This window comes from Candidatus Binatia bacterium (assembly GCA_036504975.1).
GTDB lineage: Bacteria > Desulfobacterota > Binatia > UBA9968 > UBA9968 > JAJPJQ01.
Map to the genome: position 1 here is coordinate 33547 of DASXUF010000105.1, position 24546 is coordinate 58092.

Sequence of the window (24546 nt, forward strand, 5' to 3'; positions counted from 1 at the left end):
ACGGCTAGAACTCCTCCGCGAGCGCGTCATGGCCCGCGCCGAAATCGTTTGGATAAATCGGCCCGGGGCCGTTTGGCTTCGCGTGATGCCCGGGCTTCGGCGCCGCATGAACCGGCGCTGTCTCCCGGCCCCCCTCCTCTTCCCCCAGCTTGAACTTCGCCACCAAAGTCTGGAGTTGATGCGCTTGAGCATTAAGCGACTGCGCCGTGGAGGATAGTTCTTCGGTCTGCGCCGCGTTCGATTGCACCACCGCGTCCATCTGCGTCACCGTTCGGTTCACCTGATCGATCCCGGTGCTCTGTTCCGCGCTCGCCGTCGCTATCTCGCCGATGATGTCGGCCACCCGCTTGACCGAAGAGACGATCTCGCCCAGCGTCTGACCGGATTTATTTACCAGCTCCGATCCGCTCTCCACCTTTTCCACGCTGTCTTGGATCAACGCCTTGATCTCTTTCGCCGCCGTCGCGCTCCGCTGCGCCAGGTTTCTCACCTCGGAGGCCACCACCGCAAAGCCTCTTCCCTGCTCGCCCGCGCGCGCCGCTTCCACGGCCGCGTTCAGTGCAAGCAAATTCGTTTGAAACGCGATCTCGTCGATTGTCGTGATGATGTCGGCGATCTTCTTCGACGATTTGTTGATCTCGCCCATCGCGGCGACCGCGGTCTCCACCACCTGGCCCCCTGTCTCCGCCGTGTCGCGGGAGCCGAGGGCAAGTTGGTTGGCCTGTCGGGCGTTGTCGGCGTTCTGCTTGACCGTGCCGGTAATCTCTTCTAATGAAGCGGCGGTTTCCTCCAACGACGATGCTTGCTCCTGAGATCCGGATGACAGTTGCCCCGCGCCCGCCGAAACGTGCTGCGAGGCCGCGGCAACCTGGATCGCGGTAGATTTTACCTGGCTGACCAGGTTGTGGATCTTATCGAGAAACGTATTGAACCAATGGGCGAGCTCGCCGATCTCATCCCGGTTTTGCACCGTGAGCCGTTTGGTCAGGTCGCCTTCGCCTTCGGCGATGTCTTTGGCCAGCGCGACCAGTCGATCGATGGGCCGGGAGATCTGATGTCGCAGCAGGAAAAAGGTTCCGGCGCCGCCGACCAGCAGAGCGATTAAAGTCAACAAAAAGAACGTCCAGGCGATCCGAGTGCGAACCCGTTCGACTAAATCTCCCCGGGATCCCATCGCGATGTAAACGAGTCCCTTCTCGTGAATGACGGGAACTAGAGTGTGATAGCTTCCGTCAAAAAAAACCGTGACCGGTTTCTGCGGCCGTCCCTCAAGAGTCTTCTGGACCTGACCGTTGAGGGTTTGCGGTTTTGCCTTCTCCTTGTCGGAATGGAACAAAAGCTTGCCCGCCGGGTCGTACACAACGATCTGCGAAAGCTCGGTGTTCTCCTTCAACACCTTGGCAATGTCGATGTTCAAGACGATGAAGATGGAAGGGTCCAAGCCGACTTGAGACAGCAAGTCCTTGATGCGTTCTTGTATAGGCCGGGCTAGCACCTCGGAACGCGCCTCGACCCACTCGAGATATTGCTGGCCAAAGAACGAGACGGTGACCCAAGCCACCGTGCCGAGCACGAAGACGAGGATGGCGGCGATCCCACAGGCTATCTTGACGCTTAGACGTTTCTTCATGGCCGCAACTGTCCGGCTGCAATGGTAGAAATTATGGTGGCGGGAAAGTCTACGGTTATGGCGTCGAACCAAGTGCCAAGCCACGGGTCGATCGCAAAAGGATAGACGGACAAAAACCATAGCGCCCCGACTATGATTTTGTCGCCTTGACGGCGGAGTCTCTCCGCTTCGAATTCCCGTGTCCTTAGGTTTACGGCTTCCATGCCATCCTGCAAAGAGGTCTCTACATGACTGGTATCACCTTGGAATTTTCTGCGTCCTTCGGTGAGAAACGCTCAACGAGCGCTGATCACGAGCGAGACAGGTCTCACGCGCAGCGAGCGCGCAAAGTTCAGCCCTTGCCAATAGCGGCCCGTGTACTCAACGTGGGTGCCGAGCGGCAGGTCTCGGAGCGCGATGGAAGCGCCCTGGGAATCTTGGACCGTCGCGTCCTCGTCGAGGTTGAGAAGTTCGAAACCCTGATCGTTTTCGAGCAAGACGATTCCCTCTATCGACCGGACCGCGCGGACGATGCCGCGTCCGGCAAACGGGCCCGAGTCGAACGCCGCCGCGGAGGTCGCGAGCAGCAAGGCCGCCAGACACAGCGCCGAAAATAATTTGTGCTTCATAACTTTCTCCTCCTGAATTTAGAGAACAGGTACCACCCCGCGGGCGACCAAGACTTTTTGACCTTCAGCGCTGCTTACGAGATCGAGAAATCGCTTGGTTAAGCCTTGAGGCGCGCCCAGAGTGACAATCCCGCGCTCGTTGTAATATTTATACTTGCCGCTTTTCACCGCCTCGGCAGAAGCTTGAATGCCATTGATCGCCACCGGCTTGATATTCGCGCGCTCGAGAAAGTTTGACCCGCCGTTAATCAAGGCGATCACTTCCGGCCGCCGATGGACAGCATCCATCAACTCATTGCCTCGCGCTACGAGGACCGCGTCAGTGGTGATTTGAAGATCCTTGAAGCAGGGTATCTTCAGGCGCATCTCCGTGTCGTTGTTGTCGTCCTTTTTCCGGGCCACTACCGTTATCTTCCCTTCCCCGCCTCCGATCTCCTTCCACGACTTGATCTTCCCGCTAAACACATCGCAGATCTGTGACTCCGTGATTTCGTTGATCGCAACCGACTTGTGAACCCCTATCCCGACAAAGACCCGGCCCACCGGGCGATAAACCAACAGCGCCTTCTCATCCCCTTTTGGAGGGCGCGTCACCGATCCGATCGTCAACCGTCCGCTCTTCACCCCTTCGATGCCGCCCGTCGTGCTCATGGGCTCCATGATCACGTCGATCTTGTCGGCGGGATTCTTCGCCATGTAGATCTTGGCTAATTCATCCATCTCGTCGAGCAGGCCGCCTGAGCCTCCAACGACGATTTTTTGTTGCGCCCACGCTGCGCCGCCGCTGAAAGCCAAGCCGACAGCGGCGGCGGTCACGCAAACAGCCAAAGTCAGTTTCACCATCTTCATCGTAGGGCGTGATTTCATAAAGCCCTGCTTCCCGAGGCTTGGCCGCCGGGCGGTGACGAGCGCCTTACCGCTCATTCGCAACGGGAAAGTAAACGTCATCTACATCACCGGTATCATGCTGCGCTTGGCCAGGATTTTTTGCCCTTCGGCCGTGGCGACGAATTCAAGAAATTTCTTGGCAGTGCCTTTAGGCTCACCCACGGTCACGACCCCGCGCTCGTTGTAGACTTTGTATTTGCCGCTTTTCACCGCTTCGGCCGAAGGAGAGTTTCCGTCGATCGAGACGGCCTTGACGTCGGGGCGCTCGAACATGCTGGTCGCAACCGAGACGATCGCAACGGCGCCCGGACGGCGGTTGAGCGCGTCCAAGACCTCGCTCCCGCGCGACAACGCAACCGCGTCTGCAGTCACCTTCAGGTCCTTGAAGCAGGAGACCTTCTCGCGCATGACTTCCGTGTTGTTGTCTTCCTGCTTTCGCGTGATGACCATGATCTTCGCTTCTTCGCCGCCGACTTCCTTCCACGACTTGGTCTTGCCGCCGAAAATATTGCATATCTGGGCTTCGCTAAGATTGTTGACGGGCAACGACTTGTGGATCGCAACGCCTACCGGAGACCGGCCGACGGCGCGATAGACGAGTTTGGCTTTCTCGTCGCCTTTGGGCGGGCGCGTCACGAGCCCGATCGTCATCCGCCCGCTCATGACCGCTCCAAGCCCGCCCGATGTGCTCATGCTTTCCTGAATGACCTCGATTTTTTCGGACGGATACTTGGCCATGTAGGCTTTGGCGAGATCTTCCATTTCATCGATAAGGCCGCCCGAGCCGCCGACAACGACTTTGTCCTGAGCCCAGAGCGCGCCGGCGCTCAGCAAGAACATAACCATCGTGATCACTTTCAAATACATAAAAACTTCCTCCGTCCAGTGAAATTTCTCCTAACGCTTAGAATTCCTCGAATGCCGCCGGATACTGAGAGAGCGAGCCGCCGTTGCCGCGCGGAAATCCAAGGGCCGGCGGATGCTCCGCACCCTTGGGCGCCGGCCTGGCGTGCCGCTCGTGCTGAGCCGGCTGTCTGGGTTTCGCCGTTTCGCGTTGCTCCGTCGCTCCTGACTGGTCGGCGCCTTCTCCCAGTTTGAATTTCGCCACCAGCATCTGCAGTTGCCGCGCCTGCGCGGTCAGGGACTGCGCCGTGGACGACAACTCTTCGGTTTGCGCCGCGTTGGACTGCACCACCTGGTCCATCTGCGTCACCGCGCGGTTCACCTGATCGATGCCGGTGCTCTGCTCCTGGCTGGCTGCGGCGATTTCTCCGATAATATCGGTCACGCGTTTGACCGAAGAGACGATCTCGCCCAGCGTCTCGCCCGACTTGGTCACCAGCTCCGATCCGCTCTCCACTTTCGACACGCTGTCCTGAATCAATGCCTTGATCTCTTTCGCCGCCGTCGCGCTCCGCTGTGCCAGATTCCTCACCTCGGAGGCGACCACCGCAAAACCCCTTCCCTGCTCGCCCGCGCGCGCCGCTTCCACGGCCGCGTTCAGCGCGAGCAGATTGGTTTGAAATGCGATCTCGTCGATGGTCGTGATGATGTCGGCGATCTTCTTCGACGATTTGTTGATCTCGCCCATCGCGGTGACCGCCGTGTCCACCACCTGCCCGCCCCTCTCGGCCACATCGCGCGAGCCCATCGCGAGCTGATTGGCTTGTTTGGCGTTGTCGGCGTTCTGCTTGACCGTCCCGGTGATCTCTTCCAACGACGCCGCCGTCTCTTCCAGCGAGCTCGCCTGTTCTTGCGAGCCTGAGGAGAGCTGGTGCGATGCCGACGTGAGCTGTTGCGCTGCGGAAGAGACGCGGTGCGCTGCGCCGGTCACTTCGACCAACAGCCCCTGAAGAGTTTCCATGAACCCATTGAACCGCTCCGTCAGACTGCCGATTTCGTCTTTTCGCTTGACCTGCAACCGGACCGTGAGATCTCCGGTCGTCTGGGCCTTTTCCAATACCTTGTCGAGCTCCGCCAGCGGCTTGGTCACATGACGGCCGATCAAATAAGCGATAATCGAAAAGAGCGCGACAAGGACAACGATTTCCCGGCCGACAAGAACCCACCAGATCTTCGCCATGGCCTCATCGACCGACTCCGTGGACATGCCCAACGCCACCGTCCCCACCACCTCATTGCCCATCTTGACTTTGTAGCTCGCCGTGACCAATCCCTGGGTCGCCGCGGGATCGCCGATCGAAGAGAGCGATTTCCCCGACGGATCTTTGACCTCGAGGAAACGGATCGAGGGATCGTTGCCGAACCCTTGAGAAGCCGCTTTGATGGTCTCGCTGTTGAAAGTAAAAAGCGCGTTGGCCACGCTGGAACCGAATGCTTGGGCCAGCCGCGTCGCCTGCGCTTCCAGGCCCGCGCGGAGCGAGCGGCGCTCGAACACTGCGCTGGTGTAGGTGGAAATCGCCGAAAAGACGAGCAGAGCGACGCCGACGATCAGACTAAATCGCAACGTCAGACCCGACCGGGAACGCCGCCAAAAGCTTGCCACAAACACGCTTGTCATGAACCCACTCCTTCCGGGACGCTCTAGTTGGCGCCGGTAAAGCTACTCACCTCGCCGGTGTTGACGACCTTGTCGATATCGACCAGCACCACCAGTTTCTCGCCGGCCTTGGCCATGCCGCAGATGAATTGAGCGTCCACCTGCGAGCCGAAATCCGGCGTCTCCTGAATGTCGCCTCTGGGGATGTTGAGCACATCGGAGACCGCATCGACGATCAATCCCATGACTTTGGTCCCGACCGTCACGACGATGATAACGGTGAACTGGTTGTACTCCGCCTCGCTCATCCCGAATTTCGACCGCAAGTCCACTACCGGGATGATCGTGCCGCGAAGATTCATCACGCCCTTGATGTACGAAGGGGTATTGGGGATCGGCGTGATCGCCGAGTAACCCTTGATCTCCTGGACCTTCAGGATCTCCACTCCGTACTCTTCCTGCCCCAGCGTGAAGGTCAGGTACTGGTTGCCGTCGGTGGCAAAGCTGATGTTATTGCTGAGCGCGTCCAATTGCTCCATCTTGGTGTCCTCTCCGGGATCAACCGGTAGCTATAGGGATTCTCGAGCGGCTATCTTTTCCCCAACACGGTCGGTGCAGAGCAATTCGCGTGCCCACCCGCGTTGACGGCAATCTTACGGATGATCGTCTTGCCGGCCGACTGCTCGGACCAGTATTCGATCCAATCGCCGGGTCGGATGTCTTCCAGCGTCAGCGCTTGTCCCTTGCCGTTGCTGATCTCCGCTCCCGAACCCACGGTAATCAGGGAAAACTTCCCATGGTGTTGAATCAAAAGACTGCCGTCTTCGGCCCCGACCGAATAGGTCGTCCCGCAGTAAAGAGAGGCCGTCGCCTTCTTGCCGGCCAAAACCGTCGAGGAACCGGCCAGCAACATGGCCGTCACGAGTCCCGCACTGAGCAACTTTTTCATACGAACCTCCTGGAAAAAATGTTCCGCAAAGCAAATAATTCCTATCTCGATCTAAACATCGTCACATCCCGCGTTTCCTTTAGTGCGGGAATATCACAGCTTGCCCGGAAGAGAACGGAAGTACCCATTCGTTCGCTAATACTCCTCGAAGGCGCTTTCGTGACCGTAGGCCACTCCGTTGCCGCCGTTACGGACGAAGGCCGAAGGCCTAGCGTAGGGCGCCGCCGGCTGGGCAAACTCTGCCGCCCGGACCGTCGCTCTGTCGCGCCGTTTTTGCCCATCGCGCAATCTAAACTTCGCCACCAGCGCCTGGAGCTGCTGGGCTTGCGCGGTCAGAGAGCGCGCCGTCGACGACAATTCTTCGGTCTGCGCCGCGTTCGAATGCACGACGGCGTCCATCTCGGTCACCGCGCGGTTCACCTGATCGATCCCCGCCGTCTGCTCGTGCGATGCCGCGGCGATCTCCCCGATGATGTCGGTCACGCGCTTGACCGAAGACACGATCTCGCCCAGCGTCTCGCCCGACTTGGTCACCAGCTCCGATCCGCTCTCCACTTTCGACACGCTGTCCTGAATCAACGCCTTGATCTCTTTCGCCGCCGTCGCGCTCCGCTGCGCCAGGTTCCTCACCTCGGACGCCACCACCGCGAAGCCTCTTCCCGCCTCGCCCGCGCGCGCCGCTTCCACGGCCGCGTTCAGCGCGAGCAGATTGGTTTGAAATGCGATCTCGTCGATCGTCGTGATGATGTCGGCGATCCTCTTCGACGACTCGTTGATCTTACCCACCGCGGCGACCGCCGTGTCCACCACCTGCCCGCCTCTCTCGGCCACGTCGCGCGAGCCCATCGCAAGCTGATTGGCTTGCATGGCGTTGTCGGCGTTCTGCTTGACCGTCCCGGTGATCTCTTCCAACGACGCCGCCGTTTCTTCCAGCGACGACGCCTGCTGCTGGGAACCGGCCGACAATTGGTCGCTGGCCGAAGAGAGCTGCTCGGACGCTTCGGCCACCGCGCCGCTGCTCTCGGCAACCTGCTTGATGCTCTGATGAAGCGTCTCCAAAAAACCGTTCAAGGCCTCGCCCATGCGCCCAAGCTCGTCCCTGGCCTTGAACTCGCCGCGGACGGTCAGGTTCCCGCCGGCCGCCGCGGAAACCAGCTCGACCACCTGGCCGATCGAGGATCGAATCTGTCCCGAGATAATAAAGCCGGCGCCCGCCGCCAGGAGCGCGGAGAGGATCGCCATCGCAACCAGCTCCGCCTGCGAGCGGCCATAAAGCGCCGCGGCCTCTTTTCTCAGCCGCTCGGAGTCTTGGTTTTTCTGCTGCACCAAGTGGTTCAAGCTCGCCTCGATGGCGTCGCCCTTGACCCGCGCCGACTCGACGAGAGATTTCGTCTCCTGGTCTTTTTGCGATAGGGCCAGAGAAATCACCTGATCGACGGTCGCCTTCCAACCGGGATAGTCCTGCTCTATGGAAGCGAACAGCGTCTGCCCCTCGGCGGTCGCGATCGTGGGCTTGAGCCGGGTGAGATTTTCCCGCACCCGCCCGTCGGCTTTTGTGATCGACTCGATTTCCCTGTCGATCTTGTCCGACTCGTCCGAGTCGGCGGCCACCGCGTTGTGCATATAGCGGGAAATGGCGCGGATCTCGTTGTTGACTTCTCTCAAGTATCGGCCCGTCAGCGCCTGGTCGTCGTAGACCTTGTTCAACATCGTGTCCATCGCTCGGAGTCCCGAAAGCCCTACGAAGCCCACTGCGGCGGTCAGGAACGATACGATCCCGAACGCGGCCCAGAGTTTGGTGCTCGTCTTGAAGTCATAGAACCAATTCATCCGCTGCTCCTTTAGAATTCCGGTGCCGAATCGTCTTGCAGATTTTTTACTGCGGCGGTCCTTTTGGTAGGGCCGGTTCGTGAACCGCCCCTACGCATCATTCAATCGTTACGCGGCTTTTTTCCCGATTCGTCCGCCGTCCGTGCCCCTGCTGAGCAGCACGAGGCCGGGGACGTCGAGAATCAGCGCCACCTGGCCGTCGCCCAGGATCGTGGCGCCGGCGACGCCCTCGACTTTGGAAAAATTGGCTTCCAGGCTCTTGATCACGACCTGCTGCTGTCCGAGCAATTCATCGACGAGCAGGGCCGCCTGCCGCCCTTCGTACTCGACGATCACCACCAGACCCTGCGTCGGGTCGTCGCTCTTCGGCCGGACGCCGAACAGACGGTGCAAGCGCAGCACGGGCAGCGCCCGATCGCGTATCATGACCACCTCGGCGCCGCCGGTCAGTTTGTGAACGCTGCCGCGCGCCGGCCGCACCGATTCGGTGATCGCGACGAGAGGCAAGATGTAGATCTGCTCGCCCACCTGGAGCGCTTGGCCGTCCATGATCGCCAAGGTCAGCGGCAGCTTGATGCGGAAGCGCGTCCCCTTGCCGCTCTCGCTGTGGATCGTGATGTTTCCGCCCAAGCTCTCGACATTTCTTTTGACGACGTCCATGCCGACGCCGCGGCCGGAGACCTCGGTCACTTTGGTCGCGGTGGAAAAGCCCGGCTGGAAGATCAGCGCGTGAACTTCCTCGTCGGTCAAAACCTGCTCCGGGGTCGCGCGACCGTTCTGAATCGCCTTGGCGACGATTTTTTCCCGATCCAAACCTCTGCCGTCGTCGGCGATCTCGATGTAAACGTTGCCGCTCTGCTGATAGGCCTCGATCCTGACCGTGCCGGTCACGGGCTTCCCGGCCGCGTGGCGATCTTCATCCGCCTCGATGCCGTGATCGATGGCGTTACGGATCAAGTGCGTCAGCGGGTCGCCGATCTTTTCAATAACGGTTTTGTCCAGCTCCGTATCCTCGCCCAACACCTCCAACCGAACCTTTTTTCCCACCGTCGCCGCCAGGTCGCGCACCAAACGGGGAAAGCGCGAGAAAAGCGTCTTCACCGGAATCATCCGGACCGTGAGCACGCGCTCGTGCAACTCGCGGGCGTGGCGGTCCATCTGGGCCACGGCCTCCTCGAGGATCGAGAGCTTCTCGGGAGAATAATGGCCCACGGTCTGGGCCACGATCGATTGCGTGATGACCAGCTCGCCGACGAGGTTGATCAGCTTGTCTATCTTGTCGATCGAGACGCGGATGCTGCCGGATTCCAGCGTTTCGAGTTTCGCGTTTCGGGTTTCGGGTTTTGCGTTGAGAGGAACGAGCGACGGAGACGCCGGGACCTCGGGCTCGGCCTCCGCTTCCGCTCCGTCGTCGTCAAAAGAAAGCGCCTCGATGGTGACGGCGGACGCGTCGCCGAGAAATTCGAAACAGGCTTCAATTTCTTTTTTGCTCCGGCCGCTCGACAGCCAAACCTTCCAACGGAGATAGCACTGCTCGACTTCCATCTCGGCGAGCGGCGGAAGATGTCCGAGATCCGGCGTGACCTGATGCAGCTCGCCGATATCGGAGAGCGCCTGCAGAAATTGGATCGGATCGAGTCCCCGGCGCATCAATTCACCGGGTGGCGCGAAGTAAATTTCGTAGAGCGTCTCGGCGTTCCCGGCGGGTGCGGTCGCTTGCGGCGCCGCCATCGTGGCTTGCATGGCTTCTGCCGCCGCCGTTCCCGCCGTATCTTGTCCGGCGAAGGATTGAATCGACTTCAGCAGTTGTTCGTGCCAAGCGTGATCGCCCGGCGCGCCCGACTGGGTTTCCGCCAAAAGCTCTTTCAGCGCGTCGCCCGATTTGAGCAGCGTCTCCATCAGCGCCGGGCTCAAGTCGAGCTCGCTCTTTCGGACCTTGTCCAGCAGGTCTTCGAGGACGTGGGTGAAGCGCGCCACGCGGTCAAGGCCCAGCATGGCGCTGTTGCCTTTGATGGTATGCGCGCAGCGGAAAATGCGGTTCAAGATCTCCGAATTGGCCGGGTTGTCCTCCAGCTCGAGAAGCGCCGCCTCGAAATCCGCGAGCAGATCCCCGGCTTCTTCGAGGAAGCCTTGTATGACGGGGTCCAAATTCATGCGCTCTTGGACTCCAACGACGCGTCCGTAGGCAGGCCCAGCAAGCGATAAACCACCTCGCGGAGCTGCTTCGGGTTGAACGGCTTGACGATCCAGCCGCTGGCGCCCGCCGCTTTGCCCCGGCGCTTCATCTCGTCGCCGCTCTCGGTCGTGAGAATGAGGATCGGCGTGAAGCGATGCTTGGGACGCTCGCGGACAACCTGCACCATCGCGAGACCGTCCATGACCGGCATGTGCACGTCGGTGATGATGATATCGACGCCGCAGGTCTCCAGTTGACCCAGACCTTCCCGCCCGTTGGCGCTCTCGATCACCTCGAAGCCCGCCTCACGCAAGGTGAGGCCGACCATCCGTCTCATCGTCGTGGAATCATCCACGATCAGCGCTGTTTTGCTCATGAGTTAACCTCCGGCAGGAAGATTTCTACGTCGCCGCTCGGCTCAATCTCGGAACCTTTTACCGCGCCGTTCCGTCCGTACGGCAAAGGACGCTTGGTTTCTTTCGGCGTGTGCTTAAGCATGGAATTCGAAACGCCGTCGACGCGGCGCTTCGATCGAGCTTCAGGGACCGGCCGCCCCAGGCTTTTGTCCAGATCCGCGTCGAGCCGGGTCAGGGTATCGATCGCGTGAGTGATCTTCTGATTCACGATGTCCTGAAACTGAAGCGCGATCATGACCCGCACGATCTCTTGCTCCAGCTCCCGGCTCCGATCACCCAGCGCCGCGCGCGCCTGGACGCGGATCCCGTCAAAGCCCTCCGAGGCCTCGAGCGCCGCGCGCTCCAGTTGGCTCGCCGCTTCGCGCAGCTCGGACACGAGCGCCGGAAGCTCGGGGAGATAGGGAAGGAGCGGGCTCTGCCATTCGGCTGTCCACGCGTCGAGGCGGGCCGCCTGGCGCCGCTCGATCTTTTCGCATTGGCAGGGCCGGGGTTTGTTTTTTCTTCGCATGTGTCGTTACTCCTGCAGAAGATGATGGGTGAGACCGGCCAGGCCGACAAAACGCGCCGGCTCGGAGCGGAGCTCGGTCATCCTGAGCTTCTTCCCCCTTTGCTCCAGCTCTTTTTTCAGCGCCAGGAGGATTTGCAGCGTGGCGGTATCGAGGCGCTCCAATCTTTCACAATCGACGGTGACGTCCTCCCCGCCTTCGAGCAGCGCGAGCGCGGCCTGGCGCAGATCCGCGGCGAAGAAAATATCGACCGCGCCTTGCAAAACGACGGCGCGCTTGCCGTCGCGCTCGGCGATGCTTACGGTAGCCGCTCTTTCCTGTTCCATCTCAACTCCAAAGCACGATCACGAAGCCTCCAGGCGGCGGTATCGAAGGCGCCGCGCGCTCGATTTCGACTAGAGCGCGCGGCGGGGGAAAGGACTGGCGAGCCCATGGAGATCGGCCGAAACCGTCATTTGAAAATCTTGTTCAGCTTTTCCTGCAGCGTTTCGGCGCTGAACGGCTTCACGATGTAGTTGTTCACCCCGGCCTGCACCGCCTCGAGAATATTTTCTTTCCTGGCCTCGGCGGTAACCATGAGCACCGGGACGTCTTTCAGAGATCCGTCGGCGCGAATCGCCCGCAACAGCTCGATGCCGGTCATCTGCGGCATGTTCCAGTCCGAGATCACCAGATCGGCTTTTTTGCGCTTGAGCTCCTCCAGCGCGTCGCATCCATTCTCGGCCTCGCGGATGTTTTTCAGGCTCAGCTCGCGCAGCAGGCCGCGAACGATCCGCCGCATGGTGGACGCGTCGTCTACGACCAGAATGTCCATATTGGAATCGAACACTGTTCACCTCCCAAGAGCAACGGAAGTTCCGCTTACTTGATGTTGTCGAGCAGCTCGTCGACCAGAGCCTGATCGAGCCCGATGTCGTCGGTTAAATTTTTCACTTCCTCGCGCACGCGGTCCCGCGCGTCTTCTTCTTTCAAACCGTCGCCGCTCATCTCCACCTTGAACTTGATCAACAGCTCGACGATCTTTTTCTCCACCGCCTCCAGCGTCTCCTGCACGCCCTCGGCGCGCTGCCGGATCACGTCCTGGAAAGAAAGCTGGCTCATCACCGCCATCAGGTTGCGCTTGCTTTTCTCGGCGAAGCCCTGAAAAACGGAGAGCGCGATCCCTTTCCCGTTGGTCTTGCCCGCGCCGTCGATCAACTCCAGCATCCGCTCCTGATCGCCGAGGACCTCTTCGATCAGCTCGAGGATGGAATTGATCCCCATCTCGGTCTGGTGAGAAATCCCCGCGACCCCCATCGAGGCCTGGGGAATCAGGTAGGACGAGCTGTCGGCGGCCGACGAGATTCCCTTCAGCCTCTGGCGCAAGTTTTCGATGTAGCCGGCGAGGGCTCCCAGCTCTCCCTGAAATTTTTGGCTGAATTGACGCTCGAAGTTGCCTTCGGTGAGGGCCCGGGCCATCTCGATGACTTCCGTGACGGAGTAGGCACCGTCGGCGCCCTTGGCGCCGGCGCATGGTTCGCTGTCCGGATGAGATTCTCTACAACTGCAGGCTTCGGCCATAGTACCCCCTTTTGAACAATTCACTCCTGATATTGCATCGGCAAAAACCCGCCATGCTTTAGCGACCGGCCTGAAGCATGCCCCTATATAAAGGAAGGGAGCCGGGCCGGCCTCACGGAGACCGGCCCGGCTTCAGGAGCGGAGAGTTGATAGGTCATCGGGGGCGGGTTATCTCTTCAAGTTGGCGACTTCTTCCAGCAGGGTGTCGGTCACGGTGATAATGCGGGAGCTGGCCTGAAAGCCGCGCTGCGTCGTTACCATTTTGACGAACTCGGTCGCGAGATCGACGTTCGAAAGCTCAAGCGATCCCGGCAAGACCGTTCCCAAGCCGCCGTTGCCGGCGGTGCCGAAGATCGGCGCGCCGGATTGCGACGATTGCGCAAAGAGCGTGTTGCCCAGATGCGTCAGTCCCTCGGGACTGTTGAAGTCGGCGAGGGCGATCCGGAACAACGGCTCGGTCGGGCCGGTGCTGAAATGTCCGGTGATCACTCCATCGGTGTCGATGGTAATGCCGCTCACGCTTCCGGAGGGCGAGCCGTTTTGACTTAAGGCATTGGTCGCGGAAGGCAGCGCGAACTGGCTCGTGCCGGTAAAGTCGAGGTCGACGGCCGCGATCGTCTGCGGGTTCGAGCCGTTGGCCCAGGCGACCGGACCGATCGCCCCGATGTTGGTCGGAGGGCCGAAATTCAGAGTCCCGTTCGGATTGAACGCGAGGTACCCGCCAGGCGCGTTGATTTGCATCAAGTTGCCGGCGGTTCCGCCGGTGACCTCGCCGGCGTCGGCGAGGACGCGGTACTCCCACTCATTGGCGGTCGCCGTCTTGCGAAACACGAACGTAAGATCGTGCGCGGCGCCCAGAGAGTCGTAGACCGTCACCACGGTCGAGAAGTTGCTGGCGCCGAACCAGACGCTGGGAGCGGCTTGCGTGCCGACCGCATCGACGGGAAACGGCGTGGCAGGCACCGTCGCGGTGGCGTCGAGATTCAGGGACAAGTCGATCTCGGTCGTGACGACGGGCGGAAGCAAGCGTCTGGAGTTGATGCTGATGTCCATGAGACCGCTGATGATGTTGCCGTTGACGTCGAGCTCGAAGCCCTGGACTTGCAGCCCCGCCGGATTGACCAGATTGCCGTCGGCGTCGAAATTGAACTGTCCGGCGCGGCTATAGAAAAGTCCGCCCTGCGCGTCCGCGAGCACGAACATCCCCGCCCCTTCGATCGCCATATCCGTCGCGCTGCTGGTCGTCTCCACGCCGCCTTGACTGAAAAGACGGGTGGCGGCGGCCAGGCGCGAGCCCGTGCCTATTTTCGTTCCGCCGACTTGAGCGCTGAGCAGATCGAAAAAGACCGACCGGCTCGCCTTGAAGCCCACCGTGTTGACGTTAGCGATATTGTCGCCGATGATATTCATCGCGTTGCCGTTGGCGTTGATGCCGCTGACCCCGCTGAAAAGCGCTGACGTAAGTGCCATGAGTACCCCCTTTTTCTATTTTAGATTTTCGATTTTGGATTTTGGATTCTACTTTTTACTTTTTCCTTTGTACCCTTCGACTCCGCTCAGGGCATGCTTTTAACTTATTTGAGGTTTGCCGCGATCGAGTACATCTGGTCCGCCACGGTGATGACGCGCGAATTGATCTGGAAGCTTCTCTGGGTCAGGATCATGTTGACGAACTCCTGAGGCAGGTCCACGTTCGACATCTCCAGCGATCCAGAAAGCACCGCGCCGAGGACGCCCTGGCCCGGTATGCCCGTCACGGCGGCGCCGGAATCCGCGGAGACGGCGAGGAGACTGTCGCCGATCGCATCGAGGCCGGCTGAGTTGGCAAAATTGGCCAGCGTGATCTGGCCGAACGGCCGGGTGCCGCCGTTGGAATATTCTCCGACGATCGCGCCGTCGGCGCCGATGGTGATGCGCGTCAGCGTCCCGGTCGCGAAGCCGTTCTGGGTGAGCAAATTAACGGCCGAAGCCGCGGCGAATTGCGTTGTCCCGGTGAAGCTCAAATTACCGCCGTTGATCGCCGGATTAGCGGCGCCGCCGACCCAGTTGACCGCGCCGATGCCGCCGGTCGAGTTGGTGAGCGCGCCGGAAGAGTCGAACGTCAAAGTCCCGCTTCCGATCTGGCGCAAATCCGCGCTCGTGGGCGCGCCCGGGTCGATCTCGCTCCTCTTGGCGAGGACGCGGTACTCCCAGGTATTTGTCCCGGTCTTGCGAAAAACAAAATTCAAATCATGCTGTTCGCCCGCGGAGTCGTACAGCGAAAAGCTGGTGGAATAATTTCCGGCCGCGAACCAGGCGCTCGAAGGAGCGTCGGGGCCGGCGGGAAACGCGCTCGTCGGAGTCGTCTCGTCCGCGTCGAGGTTGACCGAAAGCCTCAAGGCAGTCGTCTGCCGCCCCGGCAGCGTGAGCCCGCCGGTCAAAGTAATATTTCCGCCCGGGCCCTGGAGGGCGAGACCGCCGGCGTTGACGATGGTGCCGTCGGCATCCAACGTAAACTGTCCCGCGCGGGTGTAAAATAAATTGCCGCCGCTGTCTCTGAGAATGAAAAACCCCTGCCCGGCGACGGCCAAATCCAAAGGAGCGCCCGTGCCTTCGATCGCGCCCTGCAGCTCCAGACGGCGCGTGCCGGCGAGCTGGACTCCGTGGCCGAATTGCAGCCATCCCTCGGTCGAGGCAAAAAGATCGGCAAAGTCCGCTTGCGAGGCTTTAAAGCCGACGGTGTTCATGTTGGCGATGTTGTTGCCGATCACCGACATCCAATAATCGGTTGCGCTGAGCGCGCTCTCCGCAGTATATAGCGAGCTGGAAATCGACATGGTTAAAGAATTCCTCTCACCGCGCCCAGCGGAATTTTAATGCCGCCGATCTCGAGCAAGAGCTCACCGCCGTCGAGGCTGACTCCGGTGACGACGCCGCGCGTGCGCGTGGTTGCGGCGACGCTCTTGCCGGCCGCGTCGAACGCGGTGACTTCGATCGAATAGACGCCCGCGGGAAGCGCGTTTCCAGTGCTGTCTTTGCCGTCCCACACGGCCGTTTGGTTTCCGGCACCCTGGTTTCCCGTCTGGATCGTCCTCACGGTGTTGCCCTTATCGTCCTTGATGTTGATCACGACCCGGGCCGCGGGCGCGCCGAGCGAATATGAGATCGTCGGCTGCGTTCCGCTCGCGAGGACGATCTGGTTTCCTTCCGCGATAATCTCTTTACCGATCAACGAGACGGCGCCGAGCTGGCCGAGAAACTGCTGTTGAAGCTGCACGCCGTCGAGCTTCTGGTTGATGCCGATCAACTGGTCGAGGCTGTTGAAAGTGGCGAGCTGCGCGGCGAATTCCTGGTTATCGAGCGGGTGAAGCGGGTCCTGATTCTGCAACTGCGCGATCAAGAGCTTCAAGAAATCATCGCGCCCCATGCCCTGATTCCCGCCGATGGGACCCGCCGCTCCCGGTATCGCCCCTTGACTGATCGGTTGTACCGCCATGTTTTACCTGCTCTCTTTTTTTGCCTTTTTAGTTTTTACTTTTTACTTTTTTTGTTCACGCCCAGACACTCACCGAGCCGCCGGAGGCTGACGTGGGTTTCGAAAGTTCCTTCGCCTCGCCGTCGCTGGCTTGAGAAATAGCGGACAGCGTCGCCAGATCGGCGCTCTCTCGTGATTGTTGACGAGAATCTTGCGCGAGACCGGCGCCGAGCCCCGCCCAGCCGTCGAGATCCACTTGTACGTTGACGAGATCGAGCTTGTGCGCTTGCAAGGCCTGGCGCAGCTCCGGAAGGTGCGTCTGAATCAGATTGCCCGCGTCGGCGACTTCCGCCGTGACGCGCGCTTGCAGCCGGTCGCCGTCGAGCGAGAGCTCGATCCGTAAGTTGCCCAGCTCGGGAGGTTCCAGATGCATGGTGACTTCGTGCCGATTTTGGCGAATATGGGTCGAGATCTCCGCCGCCAGTCGCTCGATCGTGGAGGACCAGACATGCGCCGCCTGCGGCGCCGCCGTCCGCTCGCTTTCGAGGCCGCGGAAGAACGTCCCTTGCGCAATTGATTGCGCGTTCGGCTCAACGTCGGAGGAATCACCTTTTCGGGCAATCAAAAAATCGCTTTTCTCGCTTGGCGAAGAAGAACCTTCGACGCGCGCCGCGAGATGGTCCTTAGTGGATGATCCAGGCAAAACGAAGTTTTCGGAATCGCGAGGCAGATTAATTTGAGGCCGGCTTGAAGCCGATGAAGGAGCTTCCCGGTCTCGGCCTTCGGACTCGGTTGGTTTATCTTGGCCGCTATTTTGTTTCGCTAGATTGTACGCGCGCGATGGCGCCGTCCCGGCACCGGCGTCCGGCTTCGGTACGCTCGAAATCTGCTCGCTTCTCTCGGTCTGTGCCGGTTCCGGAATAAAAGCAAAATTTGCCGCGTTGTCTTTTCGCGCGTCATTCTCGAGCGAAAGACCCGCGCCGGCTCGCTCCGTCGGCGGAAAAGATAAAATATTCTCTCCCGCCTTCTGCGGTGCCGCTGTCTCTGCTCCTTCGGCAGGCATCGCTGAAAGGCCGACCTCTGCACAAAAGCTCGGATCATCGCCGTACGACTTCTCCACATCGAACTCCCCGAGAGCTTTCCGAGGCTCTTCCGGCAGCCGCCCCTCGAAGGGAAGCGCTTGCGCGGCTGCGTGCTCGTTGGAATAAACCGGAGAAAGATCCAGCGCCTCGGAGAATTCACCGATGAATCCTTGTCTGCCGTTTACAACTTGCTGCGGCGGATCGTATAACGAGATGACCGCGGGAGTGAGAACTAACCGGAGAGAAAGTTTTTCCGGATCTAAATCGGCGCCCTCGGCACTTTCGGCGTCGGCCGTATTTGATCCGTCGCCAATGCCCGGCTCCGATTGAGGCCCGGAAGAAAACATGAACAATAACGAGCCGAAGTCCATGGCCGGAGCTTCGGATGGATTAGAATTTTCCGCGTGAGGAGATTCCAAACCGGCGTCGCTCGGTTGAGCCGGCAAGATTGCAGACGCGTTCATGGCGGAGAGGAGGGAGAGCAAAGCAAATGCCAAGGGGTACGCCACCGATATCGGCGCCGCCGGCCAAAACTTGACGGTGTTTTTGCTCGGCTTTTCTTTCGACGAGACCAATCATGCGAGCGCCGGTGCTGGGAAAATTATGACTCTCCGTGGGGAAAATTCTTCCGCTTCCCGCCGGCGAGAGCTTGCCGCTGTCCGACCTCGTCGGTGAGCTTCTGCTCTTCGCGCGCTTCTTCCACGCGGTGTCTTTCCCATCGCCTCTGGCGCAGTTGCTCGAGACTTTTCACGTCCCGGTTGGCTTCGAGCAGCTCGTCCCGTTTCTCGGCGGCCCGCTTCTCGACGATCGCCAAAACGCTCCGGCGCTCGCGAATTCGATCCGTCACTCGCTGAGCGAAATCCGCGGCGAGCCTCATCTCCGCGACCGAGACGAATTTCCCCCGTTGTTCGTCCATTTCTTTTCTCTGGCGGGTGAGACTGTGCTCGAGGCGGTCGATCTCGGAGATGAGATTCTCCTTCGCTTGCTCCAGCGCGCGCAGCTCCAGGCGCTTGTCCTCGCGTTTTCGCTCGCGGTAGCGGAGAACGGAATTTAAACGGAAGCGAAAGAGAGCCATGAGCTTAATTTTGAATTTTGAATTGTGAACTTTGAGTTATCGAAAGAAAGAAAAAACTAGCAGCAAGCGTTACATCCAGCCCGTAGCCCGAGGGGTGAGCCTTGAAGGGCGAGCGCACAGGGACGTACAGCCGCAATGCCGCGTTGGGTGCTTGTCCACCATGTTTGCAGTCTTCCGGAAATGTGCGCTCCATATCTGTCATTTGCAGACCTCCATGAGGCACCGCCCTATTGCGCTCGACCGGAAAGACTCGCGCCTCGGGCTACGCGGAGTGGTACTTATCCGGCGAGGACTTCCGTGAGCCCGCTCGCGCTCGCCTCGAAGTTGATATCTTCGACCCGGTCCTGGCAGAGATAGCGGCGGATGCGGGGCATGAGCTGGATGGCGCGGTCCACGTCGGGATTTTTTCCCTTCACGTACGCGCCGATCTGGATCAAATCCTCTGCGTCTCGATAGGCCGCGAGCAAGCGCGTGATCTCCGCGACTAAATTTCTATGCTCCGCTGAGGTCACTTGCGGCCGCACCCGGCTGACCGAGGCAAGAACGTCGATGGCGGGGAAATGACTCTGCTCCGCCAGGCGGCGCGAGAGCTGGATGTGGCCGTCGGTCAGCGAGCGCACCGCGTCGGTCACCGGCTCGTGCGGATCGTCGCCTTCCATAAGAACCGTATACATAGCGGTGATGCTGCCCCTTCCTTTCCATGTGCCCGCGCGCTCGATCAAGCGCGGCAACAGCGCAAAAACCGACGGCGTGTAACCTTTGGTCGAAGGCGGCTCGCCGACGGCGAGACCGGCCTCGCGCTGAGCCATGGCGAAGCGGCTGAGCGAATCCACCAGCAACAGCACGTCCTGGCCGTGGTCGCAAAAATATTCTGCAATGGCTGTTGCCAAAAAAGCGCCGCGCACGCGCACCAGAGCCGGGTCGGCCGAGGTCGCAGCGACCACGACCGTCCGTTCCCGGTCCTCGGCGGGAAGTCCGCGCTCGACGAAGTCTTCGACTTCGCGCCCGCGCTCGCCGAGGAGCGCGATCACCTTCACATCGACACGCGTGTTGCGCGCGATCATCGCAAGCAGCGTGCTTTTGCCGACGCCGGCGCCGGCCATGATCGCCACCCGCTGTCCCTTGCCGCACGTCACCATGCCGTTGATCGCGCGAATGCCGACGTCGAGCGGTTCGGTGATGCCTTGCCGGTCCATGGGATTGGTGCCGGAAATATAGAGAGGATAAGAGTGCGCGCCGGCCGCCGGACCTTTCCCGTCGATCGGAAGGCCCAAGCCGTCGATCACGCGTCCGAGCAGTCCTTCGCCCACGGGATAGTGCGCCTCCTTCGCCAGAGCGATGACCCGGCTTCCGGGTCCCACGCCGCGCAACTCGCCGAGCGGCATCAAGAGAGTTTGTTCGCCGCGAAAACCGACGACTTCCGCCAACGCCGGGTTGCCGCCCTGGAGCGGATGAACTTTGCACACCGCGCCCACCGGCAGCCACGGACCGCGGCTCGTTATCAAAAGTCCGACCACGTCGGTGACCGTCCCGGAGACGCGATACGGCGCGATGGTTGGAAGCCGGCTATGGTAGGGCTCGAGCAAACTTTCGCTCATAGTCATTCATCGAGCAGTTGTCTCTTGATCTCTTGGAATTGAGTCGGGATGGATGCATCGACGGAGCCGATCTCCGTTTCGATCCGGCATCCGCCGCGGCCGATCTCGTCGGAGGCCAGCACTTCGACTTTTCTGCCGCCTTCTTCGCCGGCGCGCACCAGATCGGACCGCATTTCCACGAGCACGTTGTAATCCGCCGGATGGAGCCGCACGCGGACCAACCGGGCGTCGGGAACTTCTTTTCTCGCGCGCTCCAAGACCGACGCGATGATTTCGGGATCTTCGGCGACCGCCTTGCCGACGATCTTTTCGGCGATCGCGAGCGCCAGCCGAACCATCTGCGGCGTAAAACGCGTGACCATTTGCTCCTCGAAGACGATGAGAGATTGGCCGGCCTGGGCGAAACCGATGAGCGCGGGAAGAATCTCGTTCCGGGCTTCCTCCCGGCCGAGGCTCTTACCCTCTTCGTAAGCTTCCTTACGCAGACTCTCCACCCCGCTGCGGGCCGCCGCGAGGATCTCCTCGGCTTTTTGCTGCGCGACGGTCAAGCACACGAGCGGGCCGAGCGCGTCCAAGTCGAGCGCTTCGACTTCAACGGTTTCCACCTCCGGCGCCGCGGCGACGGGCTCGTCGCTCGGCCGGCCGAGGTCCAGCTCGCGGTACGGTTGTATATCGTTCGGATCGAGGGAATTTTTCAGGACCAGCTTATACAAGGATGTCCTCTTTGCTCTTGCCCGAGGTGAGGTAAACTTTTCCTTCGGCCTCGAGCTTGCGTGCATAGTCCAGAATCTCCCGCTGCACCGTCTCGACGTCGCGCAGACGCACCGGCCCCATCGACTCCAGCTCTTCCTTCAAGAGCGTTCCCGCGCGCTCGGACATATTGGCGAAGATTTTTTTCCTGAGCGATGGGCTCACGGTGCGCATCGCCATCACCCACTTCTCGCGCTCGACCTCGCGGATCAGGACCTGCATGCTGAGATCGTCGATCCGCGCCAGGTCTTCGAAGGTGAACATGAGCCGGCGCACGCTTTCGGCCAGCTCCGGCTCGACCTTCGCCAGCCCGACCAGCACGCGCTCTTCGGTCGTTTTATCGACGTAGTTGAGGATCTCCGCCACCGGACGCGCGCCGCCCACCTGCTTGCCGTGCACCTGGCGGATCTCGTTGCGCAAAACGGCGCTCACTTCTTCGATCACGCCCGGGGGCGTGCTGCCGAGCCGCGTGATGCGATAGGCGACGTCGTTCTGTTTGTCCTCGGGCAGCAGCGAGAAAACCTCTCCGGCGTGGGCGGGGTAAAGATGAGCCACGATGAACGCGATCGTCTGCGGGTGCTCTTCCTGAAGAAAATGGGCCAGCGTGTTGCTGTCCATGTCGTAGAGCGCCTCGACGCCGCTGATGTCGTCGTTCTCCTGAAAGATGCGTCCGATGATGCTGTTCGCCTTTTCCGGCCCCATCGCCTTGGTGAGAACCCTCAGCAGATATTCCGTCGTCCCCTCGGGCAGGATGTTGGCCTTGTTCAACTGGCGGCAAGTGTCTTCGAAAACCTGATCGATGTGCTCCGTCTCGATCTGCGCCATGCGGTGGATGCCCTGGCGCAGCATGACGAGCTCCTTTTCCTCGAGATCTCCGGCGAGCGCCGTCGCCGCTTTCTCGCCCACGAGCGCAAGCAGCACCGCGGCTTTTTCCGGGCCGGTCAGCGGACGTCCGGCGGTCGGGTCCTTGCGGCTTTCGTTCGGCATCAATGCAATGCCTCCGCGCGCGGCATCTCGACGCGCTTGCCGTTGGGCGGCCTCACCGCCCCTTTTTGCCCGCTCTCTTCATGGAGCCATGTCCGTATGATCCGCACCATGGCTTCGTGATAATCGCGAGTGATCTGGATGAGCTGCTCGCGGCGGGGATCCTGAGTGACCACGACTTTGTCGATGACGCCTTCGACGGCTTCCTTCACCATGAGCGGGGCCTGCGGCTGCGCGACGGCTTCTCGATGCGGCTTGCGCCTGCCGCCGCGGCGCAGGAGAGCGAACAGCAAAAGTCCCAACAACACGGCGCCCGCGGCGGCGCCGATTCCGAGCGGCGGGCTCGTCGTCCACGGCGGCAAGCTCTTGATTGGCAGACTGGAAATAGCCGGCGCGGGCTCGGCTTTGAACGGAATGTTGGCCACTTCGACCTGATCGCCCCGCTCCGCGTCGAATCCCATCGCCCGCATGACGATGCCTTTGATCTGCTCCAGCTCTTCCGGCGGGCGCGGCGCGTAATTGCCGCCGTCGTATTTTCCGTCCACCAGAACGGCGACGGAGGTCCGCATAATTTGCCCGCGCGGCTCGTTGATCCGGCTGGTGGTCTTGCCGACTTCGTAGCTCACCATCTGGCCGCTTCGCTTGGGCGCGCTTTCCTTTTGCGCGGCTTCTTTCTGCGCGCCGTCTTTCTGATTCAGCGCTTCGCCTCCGGGTATGTTGGACTGTACTCCGGGCACGCCCGCGGTTTTGGATTTTCCCGGCGCATCCTCGAGGAATTGCTGCGCGCGCACGACCTGGTTGTTGGGATCGAACTGCTCGCGGAGCATCTGCGTTTCTTGAAAGCTCATCTGCGCGTTGACGCGCACGACGGTTCTGCCGGAGCCCACGACCGGGTCGAGCATCGTCTCGATTCGCCGCTCCAGTTCCTGCTCGAAGCGCACTTTCAACTGATGGAGAGATTCGCCCTCGCTCGCCGCCCCGGCGCCCGCCGCCGGCAAACCGAGCAAGCGCCGCCCGGAGGTGTCGATCACATTGACGCGGTCGGGCGTCAGCTTGGGCACCGACGTCGATATCAGGTGGATGATGCCGTCGACCTGCTCCGTGGTGAGGTGATAGCCGGGTCTCAGCTCGACGACGGCGGAGGCCGACGGTTTTTCTTCTTCCGCGAGAAAATTCGAGCGCGACGGCAGCGCCAGGTGCACCCGGCTCGACTGGACCGCGCCGAGACTGTTGATCGTGCGCGCCAGCTCGCCTTGCAGCGCCCTCAGATAATTGACCTGCTGGGTAAACTCGCTCATGCCGAAGGAGGTTTTCTCGAAAATCTCGAAGCCGACTCCGCCGCCCGAGGGAATGCCCTTGCCGGCGAGCTTCAGCCGCGCCTCATAGACGATCTGGCGCGGCACGGCGATCACCGAGCCGTCGCCGCGGAGCTGAAAGGGAATTTTATCGGCCTCGAGCTCGCGGATGACGGCGGCGCCGTCCTGCGGCGAAAGATTGGTGAAAAGCGGGCTGTAATAACCCTGTTTAAAAAGGTAGTTTCCCGCGGCCGCCAGGACCAGGAAAACCGGCACGGCGAGAACGATCAGGCGCTTTTGTTTCGGCGAGAGCGAAGATAAAAAATGCCCCAACCATTGTCGGGCGTTGTTGAAAATTTGCAGGATCTGTTGGGGCATAAATATCTATGGCTACGAGAACCGGGCTGAATCCTCATCTTGGCTGAAAGCTGACCGTTTATCGCTGATCGCTATTCACGTCATACCTGCATGCGGATGATTTCCTGGTAGGCTTCCAGGACTTTGTTGCGCACCTGCATCATGAAGCGAAACGAGACATCCGCTTTCTCCAGAGCGACCATGGTGTCTTGCAGGTCGCCCTTGCCTTCGGCGACGAGCTGCTGAATCGCCTGGTCCGCCTTCTGCTGGAGCTGGTTGGCTTCTCCCACGGCCTCCTTGAGATACGTGCCGAACTCCGCCTTCGTCGGATTGGAAGCCGCCTTGGGAAGCTGTCCGACCTCGGGCAACAGGGCCTTCGTGCCTAATTCTTTGATCGTCATAGTCCGTTCTCCCGAAAAACAATTTTACGGCTGGCGGCCGAAGTCCAAGAGCCGCCGCACCAGTCCCTTGGTCGCGTTGAAGACCGCAAGATTCGCCTCGTACGAGCGCACCGCCGACATGAGATCGGCCATCTCCTCCATGACGTTGATATCCGGATAGAAAACGTATCCTTGAGCGTCGGCGTCGGGATGCTCGGGATCATAGACCCGTCTCGGCGCCTTGCTGCTTTCACGCACGCCCGCGACTTCCACGGTTAAAATTCCGCTCGGCCGCTGCTGGGAAAACCCAACCGTCATGAGCGAAGAGAAATTCTCCTCCTCGACCGGCGCGGCCTGAAAGATGATGTCTCTCCTTCGATACGGGCCGCCCTCGGGCGTGCGCGTGGTCTCGGAGTTCACGAGATTCCCCGAGACGACGCTCATGCGGTCGCGCTGCGCGTTCATGCCCGCGCTGCTCACGGTCAAAATTCTGTAGAGATCCATATCG

The 24546-nt window shown here is 60.7% G+C and carries 26 protein-coding genes; all 26 read right to left on the bottom strand.

Annotation, left to right across the window (positions count from 1 at the left end):
* Nucleotides 1–4: 4 nt before the first annotated feature.
* The gene (locus VGL70_13730) at nt 5–1630 is read right to left on the bottom strand and encodes a methyl-accepting chemotaxis protein (protein HEY3304586.1); all 1626 of its coding nucleotides are present in this window, start codon (nt 1628–1630) and stop codon (nt 5–7) included.
* 275 nt (nt 1631–1905) lie between these two features.
* Nucleotides 1906–2238 (bottom strand): hypothetical protein, encoded by a 333-nt coding sequence (locus VGL70_13735; protein ID HEY3304587.1) that lies wholly within the window; start codon nt 2236–2238, stop codon nt 1906–1908.
* An 18-nt stretch (nt 2239–2256) separates the two neighbouring features.
* A complete protein-coding gene (locus tag VGL70_13740) occupies nt 2257–3105 on the bottom strand; it encodes a substrate-binding domain-containing protein (GenBank protein HEY3304588.1) in 849 nt (282 codons plus the stop codon).
* An 81-nt stretch (nt 3106–3186) separates the two neighbouring features.
* Nucleotides 3187–3993 carry a substrate-binding domain-containing protein gene (locus VGL70_13745; protein HEY3304589.1) on the bottom strand — a complete coding sequence of 269 codons (807 nt, stop codon included), beginning with the start codon at nt 3991–3993 and terminating at the stop codon, nt 3187–3189.
* A gap of 37 nt (nt 3994–4030) precedes the next feature.
* Entirely contained in the window at nt 4031–5647 is a 1617-nt protein-coding gene (locus VGL70_13750; protein HEY3304590.1) for a methyl-accepting chemotaxis protein, read from the bottom strand.
* 23 nt (nt 5648–5670) lie between these two features.
* Nucleotides 5671–6165, bottom strand: coding sequence for a chemotaxis protein CheW (locus tag VGL70_13755; GenBank protein HEY3304591.1), 495 nt, complete (start codon nt 6163–6165; stop codon nt 5671–5673).
* A 50-nt stretch (nt 6166–6215) separates the two neighbouring features.
* Nucleotides 6216–6575 carry a hypothetical protein gene (locus VGL70_13760; protein ID HEY3304592.1) on the bottom strand — a complete coding sequence of 120 codons (360 nt, stop codon included), beginning with the start codon at nt 6573–6575 and terminating at the stop codon, nt 6216–6218.
* Nucleotides 6576–6710: 135 nt separating this feature from the next.
* Nucleotides 6711–8405, bottom strand: a complete 1695-nt coding sequence (locus VGL70_13765; protein ID HEY3304593.1) for a methyl-accepting chemotaxis protein — start codon at nt 8403–8405, stop codon at nt 6711–6713.
* A 108-nt stretch (nt 8406–8513) separates the two neighbouring features.
* Nucleotides 8514–10559: a chemotaxis protein CheA gene (locus tag VGL70_13770; protein HEY3304594.1), complete on the bottom strand. Its 2046-nt coding sequence runs from the start codon at nt 10557–10559 to the stop codon at nt 8514–8516.
* Nucleotides 10556–10957 (bottom strand): response regulator, encoded by a 402-nt coding sequence (locus VGL70_13775; GenBank protein HEY3304595.1) that lies wholly within the window; start codon nt 10955–10957, stop codon nt 10556–10558. The genes VGL70_13770 and VGL70_13775 overlap by 4 nt, the downstream gene beginning before the upstream one ends.
* Entirely contained in the window at nt 10954–11505 is a 552-nt protein-coding gene (locus VGL70_13780; GenBank protein HEY3304596.1) for a hypothetical protein, read from the bottom strand. Before VGL70_13780 ends, VGL70_13775 begins: the two co-directional genes overlap by 4 nt.
* A gap of 6 nt (nt 11506–11511) precedes the next feature.
* The gene (locus VGL70_13785; protein ID HEY3304597.1) at nt 11512–11829 is read right to left on the bottom strand and encodes an STAS domain-containing protein; all 318 of its coding nucleotides are present in this window, start codon (nt 11827–11829) and stop codon (nt 11512–11514) included.
* 125 nt (nt 11830–11954) lie between these two features.
* A complete protein-coding gene (locus VGL70_13790) occupies nt 11955–12317 on the bottom strand; it encodes a chemotaxis response regulator CheY (protein HEY3304598.1) in 363 nt (120 codons plus the stop codon).
* Nucleotides 12318–12364: 47 nt separating this feature from the next.
* Nucleotides 12365–13063, bottom strand: coding sequence for a hypothetical protein (locus tag VGL70_13795; GenBank protein ID HEY3304599.1), 699 nt, complete (start codon nt 13061–13063; stop codon nt 12365–12367).
* Nucleotides 13064–13231: 168 nt separating this feature from the next.
* Complete coding sequence (locus VGL70_13800) at nt 13232–14533, bottom strand: flagellar hook protein FlgE (protein HEY3304600.1); 1302 nt, start codon at nt 14531–14533, stop codon at nt 13232–13234.
* A 104-nt stretch (nt 14534–14637) separates the two neighbouring features.
* Nucleotides 14638–15879 carry a flagellar hook protein FlgE gene (locus VGL70_13805; protein ID HEY3304601.1) on the bottom strand — a complete coding sequence of 414 codons (1242 nt, stop codon included), beginning with the start codon at nt 15877–15879 and terminating at the stop codon, nt 14638–14640.
* Between the two features lie 2 nt (nt 15880–15881).
* Nucleotides 15882–16538, bottom strand: coding sequence for a flagellar hook capping FlgD N-terminal domain-containing protein (locus tag VGL70_13810; GenBank protein HEY3304602.1), 657 nt, complete (start codon nt 16536–16538; stop codon nt 15882–15884).
* Between the two features lie 55 nt (nt 16539–16593).
* Complete coding sequence (locus VGL70_13815) at nt 16594–17970, bottom strand: flagellar hook-length control protein FliK (GenBank protein HEY3304603.1); 1377 nt, start codon at nt 17968–17970, stop codon at nt 16594–16596.
* Nucleotides 17971–18200: 230 nt separating this feature from the next.
* Complete coding sequence (gene fliJ / locus VGL70_13820; protein HEY3304604.1) at nt 18201–18674, bottom strand: flagellar export protein FliJ; 474 nt, start codon at nt 18672–18674, stop codon at nt 18201–18203.
* A 4-nt stretch (nt 18675–18678) separates the two neighbouring features.
* Complete coding sequence (locus tag VGL70_13825) at nt 18679–18876, bottom strand: hypothetical protein (protein ID HEY3304605.1); 198 nt, start codon at nt 18874–18876, stop codon at nt 18679–18681.
* Nucleotides 18877–18952: 76 nt separating this feature from the next.
* Nucleotides 18953–20272, bottom strand: a complete 1320-nt coding sequence (locus VGL70_13830; GenBank protein ID HEY3304606.1) for a FliI/YscN family ATPase — start codon at nt 20270–20272, stop codon at nt 18953–18955.
* Between the two features lie 2 nt (nt 20273–20274).
* Entirely contained in the window at nt 20275–20985 is a 711-nt protein-coding gene (locus tag VGL70_13835) for a FliH/SctL family protein (protein HEY3304607.1), read from the bottom strand.
* Complete coding sequence (fliG, locus tag VGL70_13840; GenBank protein ID HEY3304608.1) at nt 20978–22009, bottom strand: flagellar motor switch protein FliG; 1032 nt, start codon at nt 22007–22009, stop codon at nt 20978–20980. The genes VGL70_13835 and fliG overlap by 8 nt, the downstream gene beginning before the upstream one ends.
* Entirely contained in the window at nt 22009–23679 is a 1671-nt protein-coding gene (fliF, locus tag VGL70_13845) for a flagellar basal-body MS-ring/collar protein FliF (protein ID HEY3304609.1), read from the bottom strand. The genes fliG and fliF overlap by 1 nt, the downstream gene beginning before the upstream one ends.
* 80 nt (nt 23680–23759) lie before the next feature.
* Complete coding sequence (fliE, locus tag VGL70_13850; GenBank protein HEY3304610.1) at nt 23760–24059, bottom strand: flagellar hook-basal body complex protein FliE; 300 nt, start codon at nt 24057–24059, stop codon at nt 23760–23762.
* Nucleotides 24060–24083: 24 nt separating this feature from the next.
* The gene (gene flgC / locus VGL70_13855; protein ID HEY3304611.1) at nt 24084–24542 is read right to left on the bottom strand and encodes a flagellar basal body rod protein FlgC; all 459 of its coding nucleotides are present in this window, start codon (nt 24540–24542) and stop codon (nt 24084–24086) included.
* Nucleotides 24543–24546: the final 4 nt, after the last annotated feature.